Genomic DNA, 17,203 nt, shown 5'->3' on the forward strand with positions numbered 1-17,203 from the left:
CCGCGATTGGAGAACGGCGCCCGCGAGGCCGTGTAAGTGAATGTCAGCGCGGCGCCGCCTGCTCCTGCAGGCGCGCCAGCAGGGCCTGCATCGCCGCATCACCCGGCGCCCATTGGGGCGCCCGCTCCACCAGGGCGTGCAGGGCCGCCGCATTCGGCAGCACCGGTCCCAGGAAACGGGCCTGCCCGTCGACAGCGATCAACAGGGTCGGGAAGGTCTCGATGTCGAGCTCGCCCAGGCGCTCGGCCTCGTCCTCGATGTCGACCCAGTGCACGCGCCAGGCCGGCTGGCTGCGCGCCCAGTCCTGCAACTGAAGCTGGTAGTCGCGACAGGTGCCGCACCAGGCGGCGCACAGGCAGTAGATCTCGATCGGCGTCATGGGGCGCGCATCATCGCCGCAGGCCCGGCCGATACTGACAGCCATGCATGCTCCCGCCGATTTCATCGAGGTCTTCGACGACGCCTTGGACCGCGAGTTTTGCACCCGGCTGATCCAAGCCTTCGAGGCCAGCCCGCACCGCCAGCCCGGCCGCACCGGCGGCGGCGTCGACACCAGCAAGAAGCTCAGCACCGACCTCTACCTGAACGAGCACCCCGAGTGGCGCGCCGCGCTGCAGCAGGTGCAGAAGGTCACCACCTTCAAGGCGGCCGAATACTTCAAGCGCTACCCCTTCGGCCTGATCGCCCCGATCGCTCTGACCCTGCAGGACCCCGAGACCGGCCAGCCCGCCCAGCTCACGATCGACAACTTCGAACGCCTGGGCGCGCCGCGCGCCATGGATCTGATGCGCTCGGTCTACCGGCTCGGCAATATCCAGATGCAGAAGTACGAGCAGGGCCGCGGCAACTACGGCTACTGGCATTGCGAGACCTATCCCGCCCAGCCCGACGCCGAGACCCTGCACCGCGCCTTTCTGTTCATGTTCTACCTGAACGACGTGGCCGAGGGCGGTGAGACCGAGTTCTTCCACCAGCAGCGCCGGCTGCAGCCGCGTGCCGGCACCATGGTCATTGCCCCGGCCGGCTTCACGCACACACACCGCGGCTGCGTGCCGCTCAGCGGGGACAAGTACATCCTCACCAGCTGGATCCTGTTCCAGCGCGCCGAGCAGCTGTACCGCCGCTGAGCGGCATCAGGCGTACACCTCGTTCTCGAAGCGCCGCTGGATCACCCCGATCGGCGGCGCCCAGCGCTCGCCGCGCGGCTTCTTGCTCGTCACCAGCGTGATTTCCGAGGGCTCGAAGACCTCGACGTTGTGGGTGATCGGCGTCGTCAGCAGGTACTGCGCACGCGTGCTCTTCAGGAAGTGCCCGACCAGCTGGATGTTGCGCACGTCCAGGTGCGCAAAGGGCTCATCGATGAAGACGAAACCGCCTGGCGCGTCGTCGTCCTTCATCAGGCCCACGAGCAGGATCAAGCTCTTCAGCACCTGCTGGCCGCCACTGGCCTCACCGTCGTTCAGGCCCACCTCGCCCTTGCCGTCGAAGCTGAAGCGCACGTGCAGGCCGGCTTGGGCCAGCACGGTGTCGTCGTTCTCCAGATGCGGCAGCTCGGCCAGGGCCACCACGCCGGCCAGCTCCCCCAGCTCCTGCACGTTCTTGCGGTAGCGGCGCATGGTGGCGCGCAGCACGTCGATGTACTTCTCGCGCGCGTTGCTGGAGGCGATGCGCGCCGCCTCGTTGCTGGCGCGGCGGTCGTCCAGCATGCGCTGCTGCTCGCGCACCTGCAGGTCCATGCGGGCATGGCGCTCCAGCACCTGGTGGTCGGTTTCCCAGTTGCCCTGCTCCAGCTCCTTCTCGATGTGGCCCAGCGCGATGCGGGCCTGCTGGATGCTGCCGAACTCGTCCCTGAGGGCAGCCAGCCGCGCGGGGGTGACCCAGCCGGCCGGGAACTCGGCACGCGCGCGGCGCGAGGCCTGGCTGGCCTGGCGCAGCTGGGCGGCGCGCTCGGCCAGGCCGGAGCGCAGGCTCTGCATCTGGTCCAGCCCCAGCTTGAGCCGGGTCTGCAGGGCCTGGTAGTCGCGCTCGGCGCGGTCGGCATCCTTGACGGCCTGGGCATGCGCCTGGTCCAGCGAAGTCCAGCGGCTGCCGGCCTCCTGGCGGGCGGCGCGCAGCTGCGGCAGGCGCTCGCGCGCCTCGCTGAATTCACCGGCGCGGGTGATCAGCTCCTGCGCCGCCTTGTGGCCGGCGGCGGCCTTCTGGGCATCCTTGAGCTGGCGGTCGATCTCGGTCTGCTCGCGCGCCAGGCGGGCCAGTTCGGCGTCTGCACGCGCCAGCTCAGCTTCCAGCGCCTGGCGGCGCGAGGCCGTGGCCGAGGCGCCGAACTGGTGCTCGGCCGGCGGCACGAACAGGCTGCGGCCGCCGCGGTTGTCGCGGTAGTAGGCGTCGGGGGTGATCCAGTCGGTGCCGCTGCCGGAGGCCGTGTCGGCCACGCAGCGGATGCCGGCCAGCTGGCGCAGCAACCAACCCGGCAGGGGCTGCGTCACGCGAATGGCGGCCAGCAGGCTGCCCTTGGGGGCGCTCGGCGCGGCCTCGCTCTCGGCCACCACGTAATGGCGGTAGCGCTCGCGTGCTGCCAGCGCGAAGGCCTGGCGTTCATCGGCCGGGTTCTTCAACACCACGATCCAGCGCGAGCCGCGCAGATAGCCCTCCACCGCTCCGCGCCAGGCCTCGTCGGCGATGTCGATCGCATCGGCCAGCAGGTGGTGGGCGATGTCCGCTTCGTTCAGCACGCGGCTGAAGCGCAGCACCTCGGGCGGCGGCGGCGGCAGGCGCTGGCCTTGCAGCGCAGAGATCGCGGCCTGGGCCTTGGCGCTGGCATCGTGGGCGCGGGTGTAGTCGGCGCGCAGCTTCTGCTGGCGTTCTCCCAGACCGGCCAGCAGGTGCTGCAGCTCGTCGCCATCGCCTTCCACCGCGGCCAGGGCCTGCAGGGCCTCGGCGTGCTTGACGAGGTCTTCGAGCGGACGTTCGGCGTCGCGCGTCTCTTCGAAGGCCTTGCGGGCGGCAGCGCGCTGCTCGGCCAGCTCGGCCAACTGGCGGCGCGCCGCCTCGGCGGCTTCAAAGGATTCGTGCAGGGCGCGGCGCGAGTCGGACTGGTTGCGCTCCTCGGCCGCCAGCTGCAGGCGGTGCCGGTGCAGCTCGCGCGCCTCGCGCGCCGTGGCCTGGCGGGCGTCGGCCCACTGCAGCACCGGCAGCACCTCGGTGGAAAGCCGCTCACGCTCCGAGATGCGCAGCTGCCAGCTCTTGTAGAGGTTCACGCGCTGCGAGAGCTCGGCCAGCTGCGCCTGCGCATGGGCCAGCTCCTGCTGGCCCTGCCCCACTTCGCGCTCCAGCTGCTGCTGGTGGTTGCGCGCCAGGTCGTAGCGGTCCAGCACCTCCTGGTCGCCGAACACCTCAAACACCAGGCGCAGCAGCTCGCGCGGGCTCAGCTCGCACAATCGGTCGGTCTGGCCCTGCTCCAGCGCCAGCACGCGGCCGATGGCGCGCGTCAAGCCGGCGGCCTCCAGGCGGCGCTTCCAGGCTTCGATGCCCATCCAGTCCTTGTCGGGCCGCTCGGCCAGCTGCTCGATGCTCTGCACGCCGTCGACGAGGGTGTAGCGGCGCGTCCAGTCGCCGCCCTGGCGTTCGATGCGGCAGGCGATCGTGACCTTGTCGTCGTAGAGCAGCGAGCTGGCGAAGGGCCGGCTGCTGTTCTGGCGATGGCGCGGCCGGTTGTCCACGCTGGCGCGCAGCCAGGCGGTGGTGGCATTCGCATGGCGCGCATAGGTCTTGTAGGTGCGCCCGCCCGAGCATTCCAGCCCCAGCAGGGTGCGCAGCGCGTCCAGCAAGGTGGTCTTGCCCGATCCATTGGGCCCGGCGATGGTGATGATGGCCGCATCCAGCGGCATGCTGACGCGCTGGCAGTAGTCCCAGTGCAGCAGCTCCAGTTCTTGCAGATGGAACATCAGCGGGCCTCCTGATCGTCTTGTTCGGCCTCTTCCTGGGCGCGGCGCGCGGCCTGGATGACCTGAATGGCAGGGCCGGCCTGCGGGTCGGAGGAGCGGCCCAGCACCTCGGCCAGGGTGCCCTCCAGCACGCGCGGGGCCAGGCGGTCGTAGTCCAGCAGCAGATCGAGCAGCGGGCCCTCGGCGATGTCCTCGCCCTTGCGCGTGATGAAGCCCTGGCGCTCCAGCAGCTTCAGGTGCGTGTTGATGCGCAAGGCGCCGCCAAGCTGCTTGCCGAAGTCGGCCAGCAGGCTCTTGTAAGAAAGCAGAGGCGCGCTGCGTTCGGCGCTGGGCAGCGGCTTGTCGCTGGCGAACATCTCGCCCTGGCCGGCCTCGTGGGCCTCGGCACGGGCCAGCTGGCGCTGGCGCTTGGGCAGCACGATCAGGGCCCAGACCACCACCAGCAGGGCCACGCCGTCGCGCGGCAGATCGAGGTTGTTGTTGGCATTGAGCGCGGACTCGCTGAACACCGCGTTCTCGGCCGGACGCAGCAGCGCCAGCGCGATGTGGTCGGCATGCACGTTGTCCACCACGCGCAGGCCCACGCCGGCCACGCGTTCTTCCAGCTGGCGCCAGAGGTCGGCGTCGATCAGCACCTTGCGCACCAGCGGGTGGTTGCGCGGCAGCCAGCGGCGCGCCAGCAACTGGGCGGCGAGCTGCGCGGTTTCGTCGAAAGGCGGTGTCATTCGGCGTCTCCCTCGGGGGATCCATCAGTTCGAATCAGGCGGCCCTGGCTCATCCAGCGCACATGCGGGTCATCCACCGGGCCCTGCTCGGCCGCGAAGCGCGCTCGCCAGGGCTGGCGCGCCAGCTCGCCGGTGGCACCGGCCAGGCCGGTGGATTGCGGGTCGCCCATCAGCGGCAGCAGCTGGGCGCGGTAGGCGGCGCGCGCGTAGCCGCTTCCCAGCAGCGCGGGGGCGAGCGGGCGCTCGGTCGGGTCTTCGGCGCTCCAGCGCTGGAGCAGCACCTGCAAGGCGGCCAGATCGGGCGGGAACTCCGCCACATCCAAGGTGCCGGGTGGCGCCGTTCTGGCGCCCGGCAGAGGCTCGGCCTGCGGGGCACGGGCCCGCTCCCGTTCGAACTCGCCCTCGGTGGCATCCAGCAGCTCGTGCTGGGCCACGAAAACAGGCGCCACGGGTACGGCGCAAGCATCCGCCAAGAGGGCGCCCAGATCGTCCTGCTGCTGCAACCAGCGGCGCACATCCGTGGTGGTGATGCCGGTGGAGCCGAGCGTGATGCGCTGGCGGTCGGCCTGCTGGAGCGCGCGGTTGAACTGGCTGGCCATCGCCAGCAAGCGCGCCTGAGCCAGGCCCAGGTCGCGGGCGAGGCGCTCCAGGCGGGCATCGTTGCGGTCCTCGGCGCCCCGGATGATGGCCGTCAGGGCTTCCGAGGCTTTTTCAACCAGGCCCAGCGCGCGTTCGAAGCGGCCGCGCGCCTTGCGCAGGCGGAACTCGGAGCCGCTGGCGATGGCCTCGGCAAACTCGTCGTTCAGGCGCGCCAGCTGGGCCTGCAGGCTTTGCAGTTGGCCGGCCTGCAGGGTGCCGAGCTGCTGCGCGCCCGCCACGCCGGCCAGCAGCGTGGCCAGTTCATCGTGCTCGGCCGGCGCGGCGGTCAGCGGCGCCAGCAGGCCGAGCAGGCTTTGCGCCAGCGGGGTGACGCTGTAGAGCTGCTCGCTCGCATCCCAGCTCAGCAGATCGGCCTCGCGCAAGCGCCGAAGCACCAGTTCGAGCGCCTCGTCGGTCAGGACATGGAAGTGGCGGTTCAGCTGCTCGCGCGCCAGCCGGCCCTCGGGCAGGCCCATCAGCTCCAGGAAGACCCAGACGCGCAGCCGCGCCAGAGCGGCCGGGCCATGGAAGAGCGCGCGCAGCGCACCCAACGTGGCACCTTGACGATCCAGCTGCCACCACAGGCCGGCATCCAGCGGCGCTTCGCCGTCGCGGAAGAATTCTCCCAACGCAGGCTCATCACGCGCCAGTTCCGTATCGATCGGGAATTCGCTCATCGCGGCCGGAAAAGAAAAAGGGCCTGCTGAATCAGCAGGCCCTTTTGAATTAGTGGCGGAGTGGACGGGACTCGAACCCGCGACCCCCGGCGTGACAGGCCGGTATTCTAACCGACTGAACTACCACTCCGCGTCGGTGACGATATTATCGAGATACTCGAGGGCTCCGTCAAGCCCTAGTCGAATTTTGGCGTCCCCTAGGGGATTCGAACCCCTGTTACAACCGTGAAAGGGTCGTGTCCTAGGCCTCTAGACGAAGGGGACAGAAACTCTCACCACCCGAACCGCGCGCTTTGCTTTGGTGGAGGTAAGCGGGATCGAACCGCTGACCTCTTGCATGCCATGCAAGCGCTCTCCCAGCTGAGCTATACCCCCGAAGAAGGCACGCTGTTCAAGCAATGTTGAAACTATATCGCAGATTTTCTGGTTTCATTAACCGGCAACACCGGAAAATTTCGCCACAAAACTGCAGCCTCACACTAATAAAGAAAAAGCCCGCTGATTAAGCGGGCTTTTCAAATACTTTGGCGGAGTGGACGGGACTCGAACCCGCGACCCCCGGCGTGACAGGCCGGTATTCTAACCGACTGAACTACCACTCCGCGTCGGTAGCAAATTCGCGAATTGCTTCGCCGGTTTGCCAGACCATTCTAATTTTGGCGTCCCCTAGGGGATTCGAACCCCTGTTACAACCGTGAAAGGGTCGTGTCCTAGGCCTCTAGACGAAGGGGACAAATCCTTCAACCTCAAACGGCGCACTTGCTGATTTGGTGGAGGTAAGCGGGATCGAACCGCTGACCTCTTGCATGCCATGCAAGCGCTCTCCCAGCTGAGCTATACCCCCAAAGGAAGTACGCCGTTCAAGCGAGACAGCGACTATAGAACACTTTTCAGGCGGATTGCAAGCGGGCCATCAAAATTTCTCGATCGAACAGGGCCAGGACCTGGTCGATGGCGGGCGTTTGGCTGCGACCGCAGACCAGCACGCGCAGCGGAATGGCCAGTTGCGGCATCTTCAGACCGCGCGCCGTCAGCACGGCCTTCATCGCGGCGGAAACGCCTGCCGGCGTCCACTCGGCCTCCTTCAGCGCGGCGGCAAGCTCCTGCAGGGCGGCACGTGCGCCCTCGGTCAAGTGCTGGGTCTGATCGGCCTCGCTGGCCTGCACCGACCCGAAGAACATGGCCAGCCAGTCCGCCAGCACCTCCAGCGTGTTGCAGCGGTCCTTGAACAAGGCACACATCGCCGCCAGCGGGGCGGTGTCAGGCACGGTCAGGCCGCGCTTTAGCAGGCGCGGCTTGACCAATGCAGCCAGGCGGGCGTCATCGGCCGCCTTGATGTACTGGCCGTTGACCCACTCCAGCTTCGCCGCATCCCATTGCGCCGGGCTCTTGGTGAGGTGCGAGCCGTCAAACCAGGCCACCAGCTGCTCACGGCTGAAGATCTCGTCGTCGCCATGGCTCCAGCCCAGGCGTGCCAGGTAGTTCAGCATGGCCTCGGGCAGGTAGCCAGCTTCTTCGTAGGCCGTGACGCTCACGGCGCCGCGGCGCTTGGAGAGCTTCAGTCCGTCGTCGCCCAGGATGATGGGCACATGGCCGAAGGCCGGCAGCGGCGCACCCAGGGCACGGAACAGATTGATCTGCCAGGGCGTGTTGTTGACGTGTTCGTCACCCCGGAACACATGGGTGATCTGCATGTCCCAGTCATCGACCACGACGGCGAAGTTGTAGGTCGGCACCCCATCGGGGCGGACGATGATCAGGTCGTCGATCTCGCGGTTGTTGATGCTGATCGGGCCCTTGACGAGGTCGTTCCAGACCACATCGCCCTCTTCCGGGTTGGCGAACCGGATCACCGGCTTCACGCCTTCGGGAATCGCCGGCAGGGTCTTGCCCGGCGCCGGGCGCCAGCGGCCGTCGTAGCCGGTCTTCTCGCCGCGTGCCTTCTGCGCCTCGCGCATCGCGTTCAGCTCTTCCGGCGTGCAATAGCAGTAGTAGGCCTTGCCCGCGGCAATCAGCTCCTGGGCGACGGCCTGGTAGCGCTCCAGACGCTGCATCTGATAGATCGGGCCCTCGTCGTACTCCAGGCCCAGCCAATGCATAGAGGCCAGGATCTGCTCGACCGAATCCTGGGTGGAGCGCGCCACATCGGTGTCTTCGATGCGCAGCACGAACTGGCCGCCATGGTGACGGGCATAGGCCCAGGAAAACAACGCAGTGCGCGCGGTGCCCAGGTGCAGGAAGCCGGTGGGCGACGGGGCGATACGGGTACGGACTTGGCTCATGGTCTCTTCTTCAAACAGCGGCCAGCATGCGCGCCAGATCGGCTTGCAGGTCGCGGGCATCTTCCAAACCGACGGCGATGCGGATCAGGCCCTGGCTGATGCCGGCGGCTTGGCGCTGCTCTTCGGTCAGGCGGCCATGCGAGGTGCTGGCCGGGTGGGTGATGGTGGTCTTGGTGTCGCCCAGATTGGCGGTGATGGACATCAGGCGCGTGGCGTCGATGCAAGCGAAGGCGGCGCTGCGCTGCGCCACGGCACCCTGGCCCGCGGCCAGTTCGAAGGCGATCACCGCCCCGCCCTGCCCGCCCATCTGGCGCAGCGCCAATTCGTGCTGCGGGTGGCTGGGCAGCCCCGGGTAATGCACGCGCGAAACCTGGGGCTGGGCTTCCAGCCAGCGCGCCAGCTCGAGCGCGCGTGCGCATTGCGCCTGCATGCGGATCGAGAGCGTCTCCAACCCCTTTAGCACCACCCAGGCATTGAAGGGCGAGAGCGACATGCCGGCGCTGCGCAGCACCGGGGTCAGCACCTTGTCGATCAGGGCCTTGGATCCGCACAGCGCGCCGGCCAGCACCCGGCCCTGGCCGTCCAGGTACTTGGTGCCCGAATGGATGATCAGGTCCGCCCCGAACGCGGCCGGGCGTTGCAGCGCCGGGGTGGCGAAGCAGTTGTCCACCGCCAGCAGTGCACCATGGCCATGGGCCAACTCGGCCAGCGCGGCGATGTCGCAGACCTCGGTCAGCGGGTTGGTGGGGGACTCGGCCAGCAGCAGCCTGGTCTCGGGCCGCAGGGCCGCGCGCCATTCGCCCAGATCGGTCTGCGAGACAAAGCTCGAGCTCACGCCGAACTTGCCGAACTCGGCCTGAAGCAGCTTGATGGTCGAACCGAACACCGAGCGCGAGCAGACCACATGGTCGCCGCTCTTCAGCAGGCCCATCAGCAGCAACAGGATGGCGGCCATGCCCGAGCTGGTGGCAATGCAGGCCTCGGTGCCTTCGAGCGCGGCCAGGCGGCGCTCCATCATCATCACCGTCGGGTTGGAGAAGCGGCTGTAGACGAAGCCTTCCTCCTCGCCCGAAAAGCGTGCCGCCGCGGTGGCGGCATTCGGGTGGCAGAAGCTGCTGGTTAGGAACAAGGCCTCGCTGTTCTCGCCCCAGGGTGTGGCGGGCAAGCCCTCACGCACGGCCAGGGTGTCGATCTGCAGGCCCTGGGGCAGGCCGGATGCCGGGATCGTCATTCGCCACGCTCCTGCAGGGCCAGGCGGCCGGTGTCTGCGCCGTCCTCTTCCTCGCTGCCCTTGGGGCGAATGGCCTGCATGGCGGCGATCTGCTCGGCGCCGATGTCGCCGGTGATGTAGTGGCCGTCGAAGCAGCTGGCCTCGAAGCCGTCCAGCCCCGGACGCAGGGCTGCGACCACGCGCTTCATCGCATCCACGTCCTGGTAGATCAGCGCGTCAGCACCGATGTAGGCGCGGATTTCCTCCAGCGTGCGGCCGTGAGCGATCAGTTCCTTGCTGGTCGGCATGTCGATGCCGTACACGTTCGGAAACTTCACCGGCGGCGCGGCCGAGGCCATGTAGACCTTGGTGGCACCGGCGTCCCGCGCCATCTGCACGATCTCCTTCGAGGTGGTGCCGCGCACGATGGAGTCGTCCACCAGCAGCACGCGCCGGCCCTTGAACTCCTGCCCGATGGCATTGAGCTTCTGGCGCACCGACTTCTTGCGCACGCCCTGGCCCGGCATGATGAAGGTGCGACCCACGTAGCGGTTCTTGACGAAGCCCTCGCGGTAGGGCCGGCCGATGCGGTGCGCGAGCTGCATGGCCGAGGGGCGGCTCGATTCGGGGATCGGGATCACCACATCGATCTCGGTCGGCGGGATCGTCGAGATCACGCGCTGCGCCAGCGTCTCGCCCATGTTCAGGCGGGCCTGGTAAACGGAAATGCCGTCCATCACCGAATCCGGGCGCGCCAGGTAGACGAACTCGAACATGCAGGGGTTGAGCTTGGGGGCATCCGCACATTGCTGGGTGTGCAGGCCGCCCTTGGCGTCGATGAAAAGGGCCTCACCGGGCGCCACATCGCGCTCCAGCTTGAAACCCGTGCCCTCAAGCACCACCGATTCGCTGGCCACCATCCATTCGCCGGTCTGCCCCTGGCCGAAGCAGAGCGGGCGGATGCCGTAGGGGTCGCGGAATGCCAGCAGGCCATGCCCGGCGATCAGGGCGATCACCGCATAGCTGCCGCGCAGGCGGCGGTGCACGGCCGTCACGGCCTTGAAAACCGCTTCCGGCGTGACGGGCAGGTCACGCGCGGCCTTTTCCAGTTCGTGCGCCACCACATTGATCAGCACTTCGGTGTCGCTCTCGGTATTGATGTGGCGACGGTCCAGGTCGAACAGCTCCTGACGCAGCGCCGCGGCATTGGTCAAATTGCCGTTGTGAACCAGCACCAGGCCGAAGGGCGCATTGACGTAGAAGGGCTGGGCCTCTTCTTCGCTATGGGCATTGCCGGCGGTGGGGTAGCGCACCTGGCCCAGGCCGATCTGGCCCGGCAGCGCGCGCATGTTGCGGGTGCGGAAGACGTCGCGCACCATGCCCTTGGCCTTGTGCATGAAGCACTTGGTGCCCTGCATGGTGACGATGCCGGCCGCATCCTGGCCGCGGTGCTGCAACAGCAGCAGGCTGTCGTACAGCAGCTGGTTGACGGGTTGCTGGGAGATGGCGCCGACGATGCCGCACATGATGGGATCCTTAAGACTTGCGAGATTCAAGCAGGCCCTGCAGCGCTTGCGGCAGCAGGGGCGCCGCCAGCTGCAGCGTGCCGTGCAGGATGGGGCGTGAAATGGATTCAGTCCAGGCCGGATGGCGCTTGAAGGGCGTGAAGCCGATGAGCACGGCCCCCAAGAGCGCCAGCAGCAGACCGCGCAGCAGGCCAAAGCCGGCACCGAGCAGCCGATCGACAAAAGCAAGCGGGGTGGCATGCAGCAGCATGCGCAGCAGGCGTCCGGTCAGGCCGCACACCACCAGCACCAGGATGAAGGCCAGCACCAGCGCGGCCAACTCCTGCCAGCCACCTTGGGCGATCTTCGCCGGCAGCCAGCCTTCCACCACCGGTGCGAGCCAGGGCGCCAAGAAATAGGCCAGTACCCAGGCCGCGAGCGAAAACACTTCGAGCACCAGACCGCGCCAAGCCCCGACGATCAAAGAGATCAGCAGCAGGGCCAACACCATCAGATCGGCCCAACTCAGGAGCACGGACTCGGGCATCAGAGCGTCAGCACCTGGCCCGCCAGGCCCAGGCCCTTGGCCGTGGAAGCGGCACGCTCGGCCTCGGCGCGGTCAGCAAACGGCCCCAGGCGGACACGGATGCGGTCGCCGTCCTTGGTCTTGGCCACCTGGGTGTAGGTCTTCAAGCCCTTGCGCTCCAGCTTGGCGCGCGCCTCCTGCGCGGCGGCCCGCTCGGCAAAGGCGCCGACCTGCACGATGAAGCGCCCGGCCGCGACTGGCGCCGAGGCCACCTGGGCGGCCTGGGCCACCTGAGCCGTTTGGGGCGGCTTGCGCTCGGCCGGCGGTGCGACAGGCTTGGACGCTTCCGGCTTGGATGCGGCGGCGGCCTCCGGCGCTGGGGCCGGCCTGGGTTCGGGCTCGGCAGCCGCTTCCGGCACCGGGTCGGGAAGTGGCTGGCGCTGGGCCGCCTCGGGCAAAGTGGCGGCAGCCACGCTCGGAGGGGGGGCCAAGGGTGGGGCGGTCTCCTTGGCCGGAATGACGATGGGCAGGTCCATCGGCACCGGCCGCGGCTGGGTTTCGAACACCAGCGGGAAGGCCAGCAAGCCCAGGCCGACCAGCACGGCCGCACCAATCAGTCGGTGGCGGGCGCGCTGGCGCAGCTGCTGCACGGCCTGGTCGTGGGCGGCGGCGCTGCGGGAGCGCTTGCCGCGCGGTGCTTCGGCAGGGGCGGCAGAGCGCCGGAAAAGGGACAGCAAGTCCATGCGAGCGGGGGTGACGCCGACGCGTCAACGCTGCGACATGGAGCCCAGCACCGCGCCAACCGTGTAGAAGGAACCGAAGACCAAGATTCTATCGGCGGGCTCGCTCAAGGCCCGGGCATGGGCCAGGGCCTGCACCGGGTCGGCATGCTCGCTGACCGTCACCGCACCGGGCGTCTTGAGACCGGGCTGCAACGCTGCCCAGCGCTGGCTCAGTTCGGCCGCGCGTGCGGCCCGGGGGGTGGGAAGGTCGGTGAAGCACCAGTGGTCCACCCAGGGCGAAATGGCCGCGAACACGCCGTCAAGGGCCTTGTCCGCCATGGCACCAAACACGGCACGGGTGCGCGGTGAGAAGCCCATCTGGTCGAGGTTCTGGGCCAACGCCGCCACCGCGTGCGGGTTGTGCGCCACGTCCAGTACCACAGCCGGCTGGCCGGGCAGGACCTGGAAGCGCCCCGGCAGATCCACCAGTGCCAAGCCAGCGCGCACCGCCTGGGCGTTGATGGGCAGGCGATCGTGCAGGGCCTCGAAGGCGGCCAGCACCCCAGCGGCATTCAGCAGCTGATTGACGCCCCGCAGCGCCGGATAGGCCAGGCCGGCAAAGCGGCGGCTGCGCCCTTCCCAGCGCCATTGCTGGCGGTCGCCCTCGAAACGGAAGTCGCGCCCCGACTGGCGCAGGTCCACTCCGAGGCGTGCCGCCTCGGCGGCGATGCTGGCCGGCGGCATGGGGTCGGAACACACCGCCAGGCGCCCCGCGCGCAAGATGCCCGCCTTCTCACGGCCGATGGATTCACGGTCGGGACCCAGAAACTCGACGTGGTCAAGGTCGATGCTGGTGATCAGCGCCAGATCGGCGTCGACCGCATTGACGGCGTCCAGGCGCCCGCCCATGCCCACTTCGAGGATCACCAGATCCAGCGGCTCCAGGCTCAGGCGCCGCATGATCGCCAGGGTGGTGAATTCGAAGTAGGTCAGCGTGATCTCACCGCGCGCGGCCTCCACGGCCTCGAAATGCGGCACCAGCGACTCGGCGCTGACCATCTCGCCATTGACCCGGCAGCGCTCTTCGAAATGCACCAGATGCGGCTTGCTGTACAGGCCGACGCGGTAGCCGGCGGCACGGGCGATCGCATCCAGCATCGCGCAGGTCGAACCCTTGCCATTGGTGCCGGCGACGCTGATCACCGGCGTGCTGAAGCGCAGACCCAGGCGATCGCGCACCGCGTTCACCCGGTCCAGCGTCATGTCGATGGTCTTGGGGTGCAGGCGCTCGCAGCGGGCGAGCCAGTCGTTCAAGGTCATGGCAGATATGAAAAAGGCCAGGCAGAGCCTGGCCGTTCAGTCGAAGGCAGCGGGTTCAGGCGACGGCGTCGGCAGACTGGCGCTGCAGCATGGCCAGGGTGCTGGCCACGGTGGCACGCAGCTCGCGGCGGTCAACGATCAGATCGACCGCGCCCTTCTCCATCAGGAACTCGGCACGCTGGAAGCCCGGGGGCAGCTTCTCGCGCACGGTGTTCTCGATCACGCGCGGGCCGGCAAAGCCGATCAGGGCCTTGGGCTCGGCAATGACGATGTCACCGACGAAGGCGAAGCTGGCCGAGACGCCACCCATGGTCGGGTCGGTCAGGATGCTGATGTAGGGCAGGCGGGCACGTGCTAGCTGGGTCAGCGCCGCATTGCACTTGGCCATCTGCATCAGGCTCAGCAGGCCCTCCTGCATGCGCGCGCCACCGGTGGCGGTGAAGCACAGGAAGGGCACCTTCTGCTCGACCGCCGCCTGCACACCGCGGGCAAAGCGCTCACCCACCACCGAGCCCATGGAGCCGCCCATGAACTCGAACTCGAAGCAGGCCGCCACGAGCGGGATGCTCATCACGGCACCGCCCATCACCACCAGCGCATCGGTCTCGCCAGTGTTTTCCAGCGCTTCCTTGAGGCGTTCGGGGTACTTCTTGCTGTCCTTGAACTTCAACGCGTCGACCGGCAGCACTTCCTGGCCGATCTCGTAGCGCCCTTCCCCATCCAGGAAGGCGTTCAGGCGGGCGCGCGCGCCGATGCGATGGTGGTGGCTGCACTTGGGGCAGACCATTTGGTTCTGCTCCAGATCGGCCTTGTAGAGCACGGTTTCACAGCTCGGGCACTTGGTCCACAGGCCTTCGGGCACCTGACGGCGCTCGGCCGGGTCGCTGTGCTGCATCTTGGGCGGCAGCAGTTTGTCCAACCAACTCATGGGGCGACTTCCTTTGCATCGAGGGCGCTGCGGATTTCCGCAAGGAAATGTTGCAGCGCAAGCGGCGCATTATCGGTCCCACTGCGTTCCACCAGTTGCACCAGGGCGGAGCCGATGACGACCGCATCGGCAACCTGGCTCACAGCCCGTGCGGAGGCGGCGTCGCGGATGCCGAAGCCCACGCCAATCGGCAGCTTGAGCTGGGCGCGCAGGCGCGGGAACTGCGCCGCCACCGCGTCCGCATCCAGATGCGCCGCGCCGGTCACGCCGCGCAGGGAGACGTAGTAAACGTAGCCACTCGCCAGCTCGGCCACCTTGGCGATGCGAGCGTCTGATGAGGTGGGCGCGAGCAGGAAGATGGGATCCAGCTGGTGGGCCTTCAGCACATTGGCAAAGTCGTCGGCCTCTTCGGGCGGGTAGTCCACCACCAGCACGCCGTCCACACCAGCTTCATGCGCCATCTGCGCAAAGCGCTCCAACCCCATTCGCTCGATCGGGTTCGCGTAACCCATCAGCACCACCGGCGTTTGCGCGTCGGTCTGGCGGAAGGCGCGCACCATGGCCAGCACATCGAGCAGGCGCACGCCGTGCACCAGCGCGCGCTCGGCGGCGCGCTGGATCACCGGGCCGTCAGCCATCGGGTCGCTGAAGGGCACGCCGAGCTCAATGACGTCCGCACCGCCCGCCACCAGGGCCTGCATCAGGCCCAGGGTCTGGTTCGGGTGCGGGTCGCCCGCGGTGATATAGGGAATCAGGGCCTTGCGGCCTGCGGACTTCAGTCCGTCAAAGGTCTTGGCAAGACGGCTCATCACTGGACCTCCTTCTTCAGGAAAGCCACGCCCTTGGCCTCTTCGCCGCGGCAGGAGGGGCGGCAGTAAAAGGTCGAACCGCTCAGGTCGGCAACGGTGCCGATGTCCTTGTCACCACGGCCGCTCAGGCACACCAGCAGCTGCTGGTCCTTGGCCATCGTGGGCGCGATCTTCATCGCATGCGCCAGCGCATGGCTCGATTCCAGCGCGGGAATGATGCCCTCGGTACGGCACAAGCGGTGGAAGGCGGCCAGCGCCTCGGCATCGGTGGCACCCACGTACTCGGCGCGGCCGATGTCCTTCAGATAGGCGTGCTCGGGGCCGACGCCTGGGTAGTCCAGGCCGGCCGAGATGGAATGGGTCTCAATGATCTGACCCGCCTCGTCCTGCAGCAAGTAGGTGCGATTGCCATGCAGCACGCCCGGACTGCCAGCGCTCAGCGTGGCGGCGTGCTGTCCGGTCTCGATGCCGCGACCGGCGGCCTCGACGCCGATCAGACGCACCCCCTCGAAAGGGATGTAGGGATAAAAGATGCCCATGGCGTTGCTGCCGCCGCCCACGCAGGCAATCACGGCATCGGGTTGTCGGCCGACCATCTCGGGCATCTGCGCAATGCACTCGTCACCGATGACGCGCTGAAAGTCGCGCACCAGCATCGGATAGGGATGCGGGCCGGCGACGGTGCCGATGATGTAGAAGGTCGACTCGACGTTGGTGACCCAGTCGCGCATCGCCTCGTTGAGCGCGTCCTTCAGGGTCTTGCTGCCGCTTTCCACCGGCACCACCGTAGCGCCCAGCAGCTGCATGCGGTAGACGTTGGGCGACTGGCGCTTGACGTCCTCGGAGCCCATGTAGACCACGCATTCCAGGCCGTAGCGTGCACACACCGTGGCCGTGGCCACGCCATGCTGGCCGGCGCCGGTCTCGGCAATGATCCGCTTCTTGCCCATGCGGCGTGCCAGCAGCACCTGGCCAATGGTGTTGTTGACCTTGTGCGCGCCGGTGTGGTTCAGGTCCTCGCGCTTCAGCAAGATCTGCGCGCCGCCCAACTCTTCGGACAGGCGCCGGGCGTGATAGATGGGGCTGGGGCGGCCCACAAAGTGCGCGAGCTCGTCACGGAACTCGGCCAGGAACTCGGGATCGTGCTGGTACTTCGCATAGGCCGCTTCGAGCTCGGCCAGTGCATGCATCAGGGTTTCGGCAACGAAGCGGCCGCCGTAGGGGCCGAAATGCCCGCGCGCGTCGGGCTGGTCATAGGTTTTCATGGGGTGGCAATCCGGTGGTCTGCGCGGCATCCGCCGCACGCACCGCCGCACAGAAGCGGCGGATCAGGTCCGGGCTCTTGACGCCCCGCGTCTGCTCGACGCCAGAGGAAACGTCAACCGCCCAGGGTCGCACGCGCCGAATGCCATCGGCGACGTTGTCCGCATTCAACCCACCAGACAAAACGACCGGAGAGTTGGCGCTTGGTTTGAGCAGTGACCAATCGAAAACCTTTCCACCACCGCCATAGCCTTCCACAGGGGCGTCCAGCAACAAGGCCTGGGCGTGGGGATGACGGCGGGCGCAGTCTAGCAAGTTGGTTTCCGGCCGCACCGCCAGGGCACGCAGATAGGGCCGCCCCCAACGCTCGCACTCCGCGGGGGCTTCATCGCCATGGAACTGCAGTAGCAACTGCGGGATGGCTCGCAGCGCGGCATCGATCACGTTCGGATCGGCATTGACGAACAGCCCCACCGGTGTCACGAAGGGCGGCAGCAGCTCGACCAAGGCGCTCGCCTGCTCCAACGTCACGGCGCGTACGCTCTTCGCATAGAACACGAAGCCCAGCGCATCGGCGCCGGCCAGCACGGCAGCCTCGACATGCGCGGGCTCGCGCAGCCCGCAGATCTTGATTCGGGTTCTGGAGTTCATCG

15 protein-coding genes and 6 tRNA genes are annotated in these 17,203 nt (G+C 67.9%); 1 reads left to right on the forward strand and 20 read right to left on the reverse strand.

Translation table 11 applies throughout. The features are described 5' to 3' along the window. Positions 1-43: 43 nt before the first annotated feature. Positions 44-379, reverse strand: a complete 336-nt coding sequence (locus I7X39_RS05935; RefSeq protein WP_232351744.1) for a thioredoxin domain-containing protein — start codon at positions 377-379, stop codon at positions 44-46. A 43-nt stretch (positions 380-422) separates the two neighbouring features. On the opposite strand from I7X39_RS05935, the gene I7X39_RS05940 reads away from it, so the two are divergent. Continuing rightward, positions 423-1,127: a 2OG-Fe(II) oxygenase gene (locus tag I7X39_RS05940; protein ID WP_198110063.1), complete on the forward strand. Its 705-nt coding sequence runs from the start codon at positions 423-425 to the stop codon at positions 1,125-1,127. Positions 1,128-1,133: 6 nt separating this feature from the next. On the opposite strand, the gene I7X39_RS05945 is transcribed toward I7X39_RS05940, so the two are convergent. The 19 genes from I7X39_RS05945 to I7X39_RS06035 form a co-directional block, all read right to left on the reverse strand. Further along, positions 1,134-3,944 (reverse strand): ATP-binding protein, encoded by a 2,811-nt coding sequence (locus I7X39_RS05945; RefSeq protein ID WP_198110064.1) that lies wholly within the window; start codon positions 3,942-3,944, stop codon positions 1,134-1,136. Beyond that, a complete protein-coding gene (locus tag I7X39_RS05950; RefSeq protein WP_232351745.1) occupies positions 3,944-4,669 on the reverse strand; it encodes a hypothetical protein in 726 nt (241 codons plus the stop codon). The genes I7X39_RS05945 and I7X39_RS05950 overlap by 1 nt, the downstream gene beginning before the upstream one ends. Further along, entirely contained in the window at positions 4,666-5,985 is a 1,320-nt protein-coding gene (locus I7X39_RS05955) for a hypothetical protein (protein ID WP_198110065.1), read from the reverse strand. The genes I7X39_RS05950 and I7X39_RS05955 overlap by 4 nt, the downstream gene beginning before the upstream one ends. A 53-nt stretch (positions 5,986-6,038) precedes the next feature. Next, positions 6,039-6,115 (reverse strand) — tRNA-Asp (locus tag I7X39_RS05960). Between the two features lie 58 nt (positions 6,116-6,173). Further along, a tRNA-Glu gene (locus tag I7X39_RS05965) sits at positions 6,174-6,249 on the reverse strand. A 35-nt stretch (positions 6,250-6,284) separates the two neighbouring features. Then, a tRNA-Ala gene (locus I7X39_RS05970) sits at positions 6,285-6,360 on the reverse strand. A 150-nt stretch (positions 6,361-6,510) separates the two neighbouring features. After that, positions 6,511-6,587 (reverse strand) — tRNA-Asp (locus tag I7X39_RS05975). Between the two features lie 55 nt (positions 6,588-6,642). Then, positions 6,643-6,718 (reverse strand) — tRNA-Glu (locus I7X39_RS05980). 35 nt (positions 6,719-6,753) lie between these two features. After that, positions 6,754-6,829 (reverse strand) — tRNA-Ala (locus I7X39_RS05985). Positions 6,830-6,875: 46 nt separating this feature from the next. After that, positions 6,876-8,267 carry a glutamate--tRNA ligase gene (gltX, locus tag I7X39_RS05990; protein WP_198110066.1) on the reverse strand — a complete coding sequence of 464 codons (1,392 nt, stop codon included), beginning with the start codon at positions 8,265-8,267 and terminating at the stop codon, positions 6,876-6,878. Between the two features lie 10 nt (positions 8,268-8,277). Next, positions 8,278-9,498 (reverse strand): O-succinylhomoserine sulfhydrylase, encoded by a 1,221-nt coding sequence (locus I7X39_RS05995; protein WP_198110067.1) that lies wholly within the window; start codon positions 9,496-9,498, stop codon positions 8,278-8,280. After that, positions 9,495-11,003 carry an amidophosphoribosyltransferase gene (gene purF / locus I7X39_RS06000; RefSeq protein WP_198110068.1) on the reverse strand — a complete coding sequence of 503 codons (1,509 nt, stop codon included), beginning with the start codon at positions 11,001-11,003 and terminating at the stop codon, positions 9,495-9,497. Before purF ends, I7X39_RS05995 begins: the two co-directional genes overlap by 4 nt. A 10-nt stretch (positions 11,004-11,013) precedes the next feature. Further along, complete coding sequence (locus tag I7X39_RS06005) at positions 11,014-11,529, reverse strand: CvpA family protein (protein ID WP_198110069.1); 516 nt, start codon at positions 11,527-11,529, stop codon at positions 11,014-11,016. Next, on the reverse strand, positions 11,529-12,251 hold the full coding sequence (locus I7X39_RS06010; RefSeq protein ID WP_198110070.1) for an SPOR domain-containing protein: 723 nt from the start codon (positions 12,249-12,251) through the stop codon (positions 11,529-11,531). Before I7X39_RS06010 ends, I7X39_RS06005 begins: the two co-directional genes overlap by 1 nt. A 24-nt stretch (positions 12,252-12,275) precedes the next feature. Next, positions 12,276-13,550, reverse strand: coding sequence for a bifunctional tetrahydrofolate synthase/dihydrofolate synthase (gene folC, locus I7X39_RS06015; RefSeq protein WP_198110071.1), 1,275 nt, complete (start codon positions 13,548-13,550; stop codon positions 12,276-12,278). Between the two features lie 55 nt (positions 13,551-13,605). Then, a complete protein-coding gene (accD, locus tag I7X39_RS06020; protein WP_198110072.1) occupies positions 13,606-14,478 on the reverse strand; it encodes an acetyl-CoA carboxylase, carboxyltransferase subunit beta in 873 nt (290 codons plus the stop codon). Further along, a complete protein-coding gene (trpA, locus tag I7X39_RS06025) occupies positions 14,475-15,287 on the reverse strand; it encodes a tryptophan synthase subunit alpha (RefSeq protein WP_198110073.1) in 813 nt (270 codons plus the stop codon). The genes accD and trpA overlap by 4 nt, the downstream gene beginning before the upstream one ends. Continuing rightward, positions 15,287-16,552, reverse strand: a complete 1,266-nt coding sequence (gene trpB / locus I7X39_RS06030) for a tryptophan synthase subunit beta (RefSeq protein ID WP_198110074.1) — start codon at positions 16,550-16,552, stop codon at positions 15,287-15,289. The genes trpA and trpB overlap by 1 nt, the downstream gene beginning before the upstream one ends. Then, the gene (locus tag I7X39_RS06035) at positions 16,539-17,201 is read right to left on the reverse strand and encodes a phosphoribosylanthranilate isomerase (RefSeq protein ID WP_198110239.1); all 663 of its coding nucleotides are present in this window, start codon (positions 17,199-17,201) and stop codon (positions 16,539-16,541) included. Before I7X39_RS06035 ends, trpB begins: the two co-directional genes overlap by 14 nt. Positions 17,202-17,203 lie beyond the last annotated feature (2 nt).

This window comes from Inhella proteolytica (assembly GCF_016093275.1).
GTDB lineage: Bacteria > Pseudomonadota > Gammaproteobacteria > Burkholderiales > Burkholderiaceae_C > Inhella > Inhella proteolytica.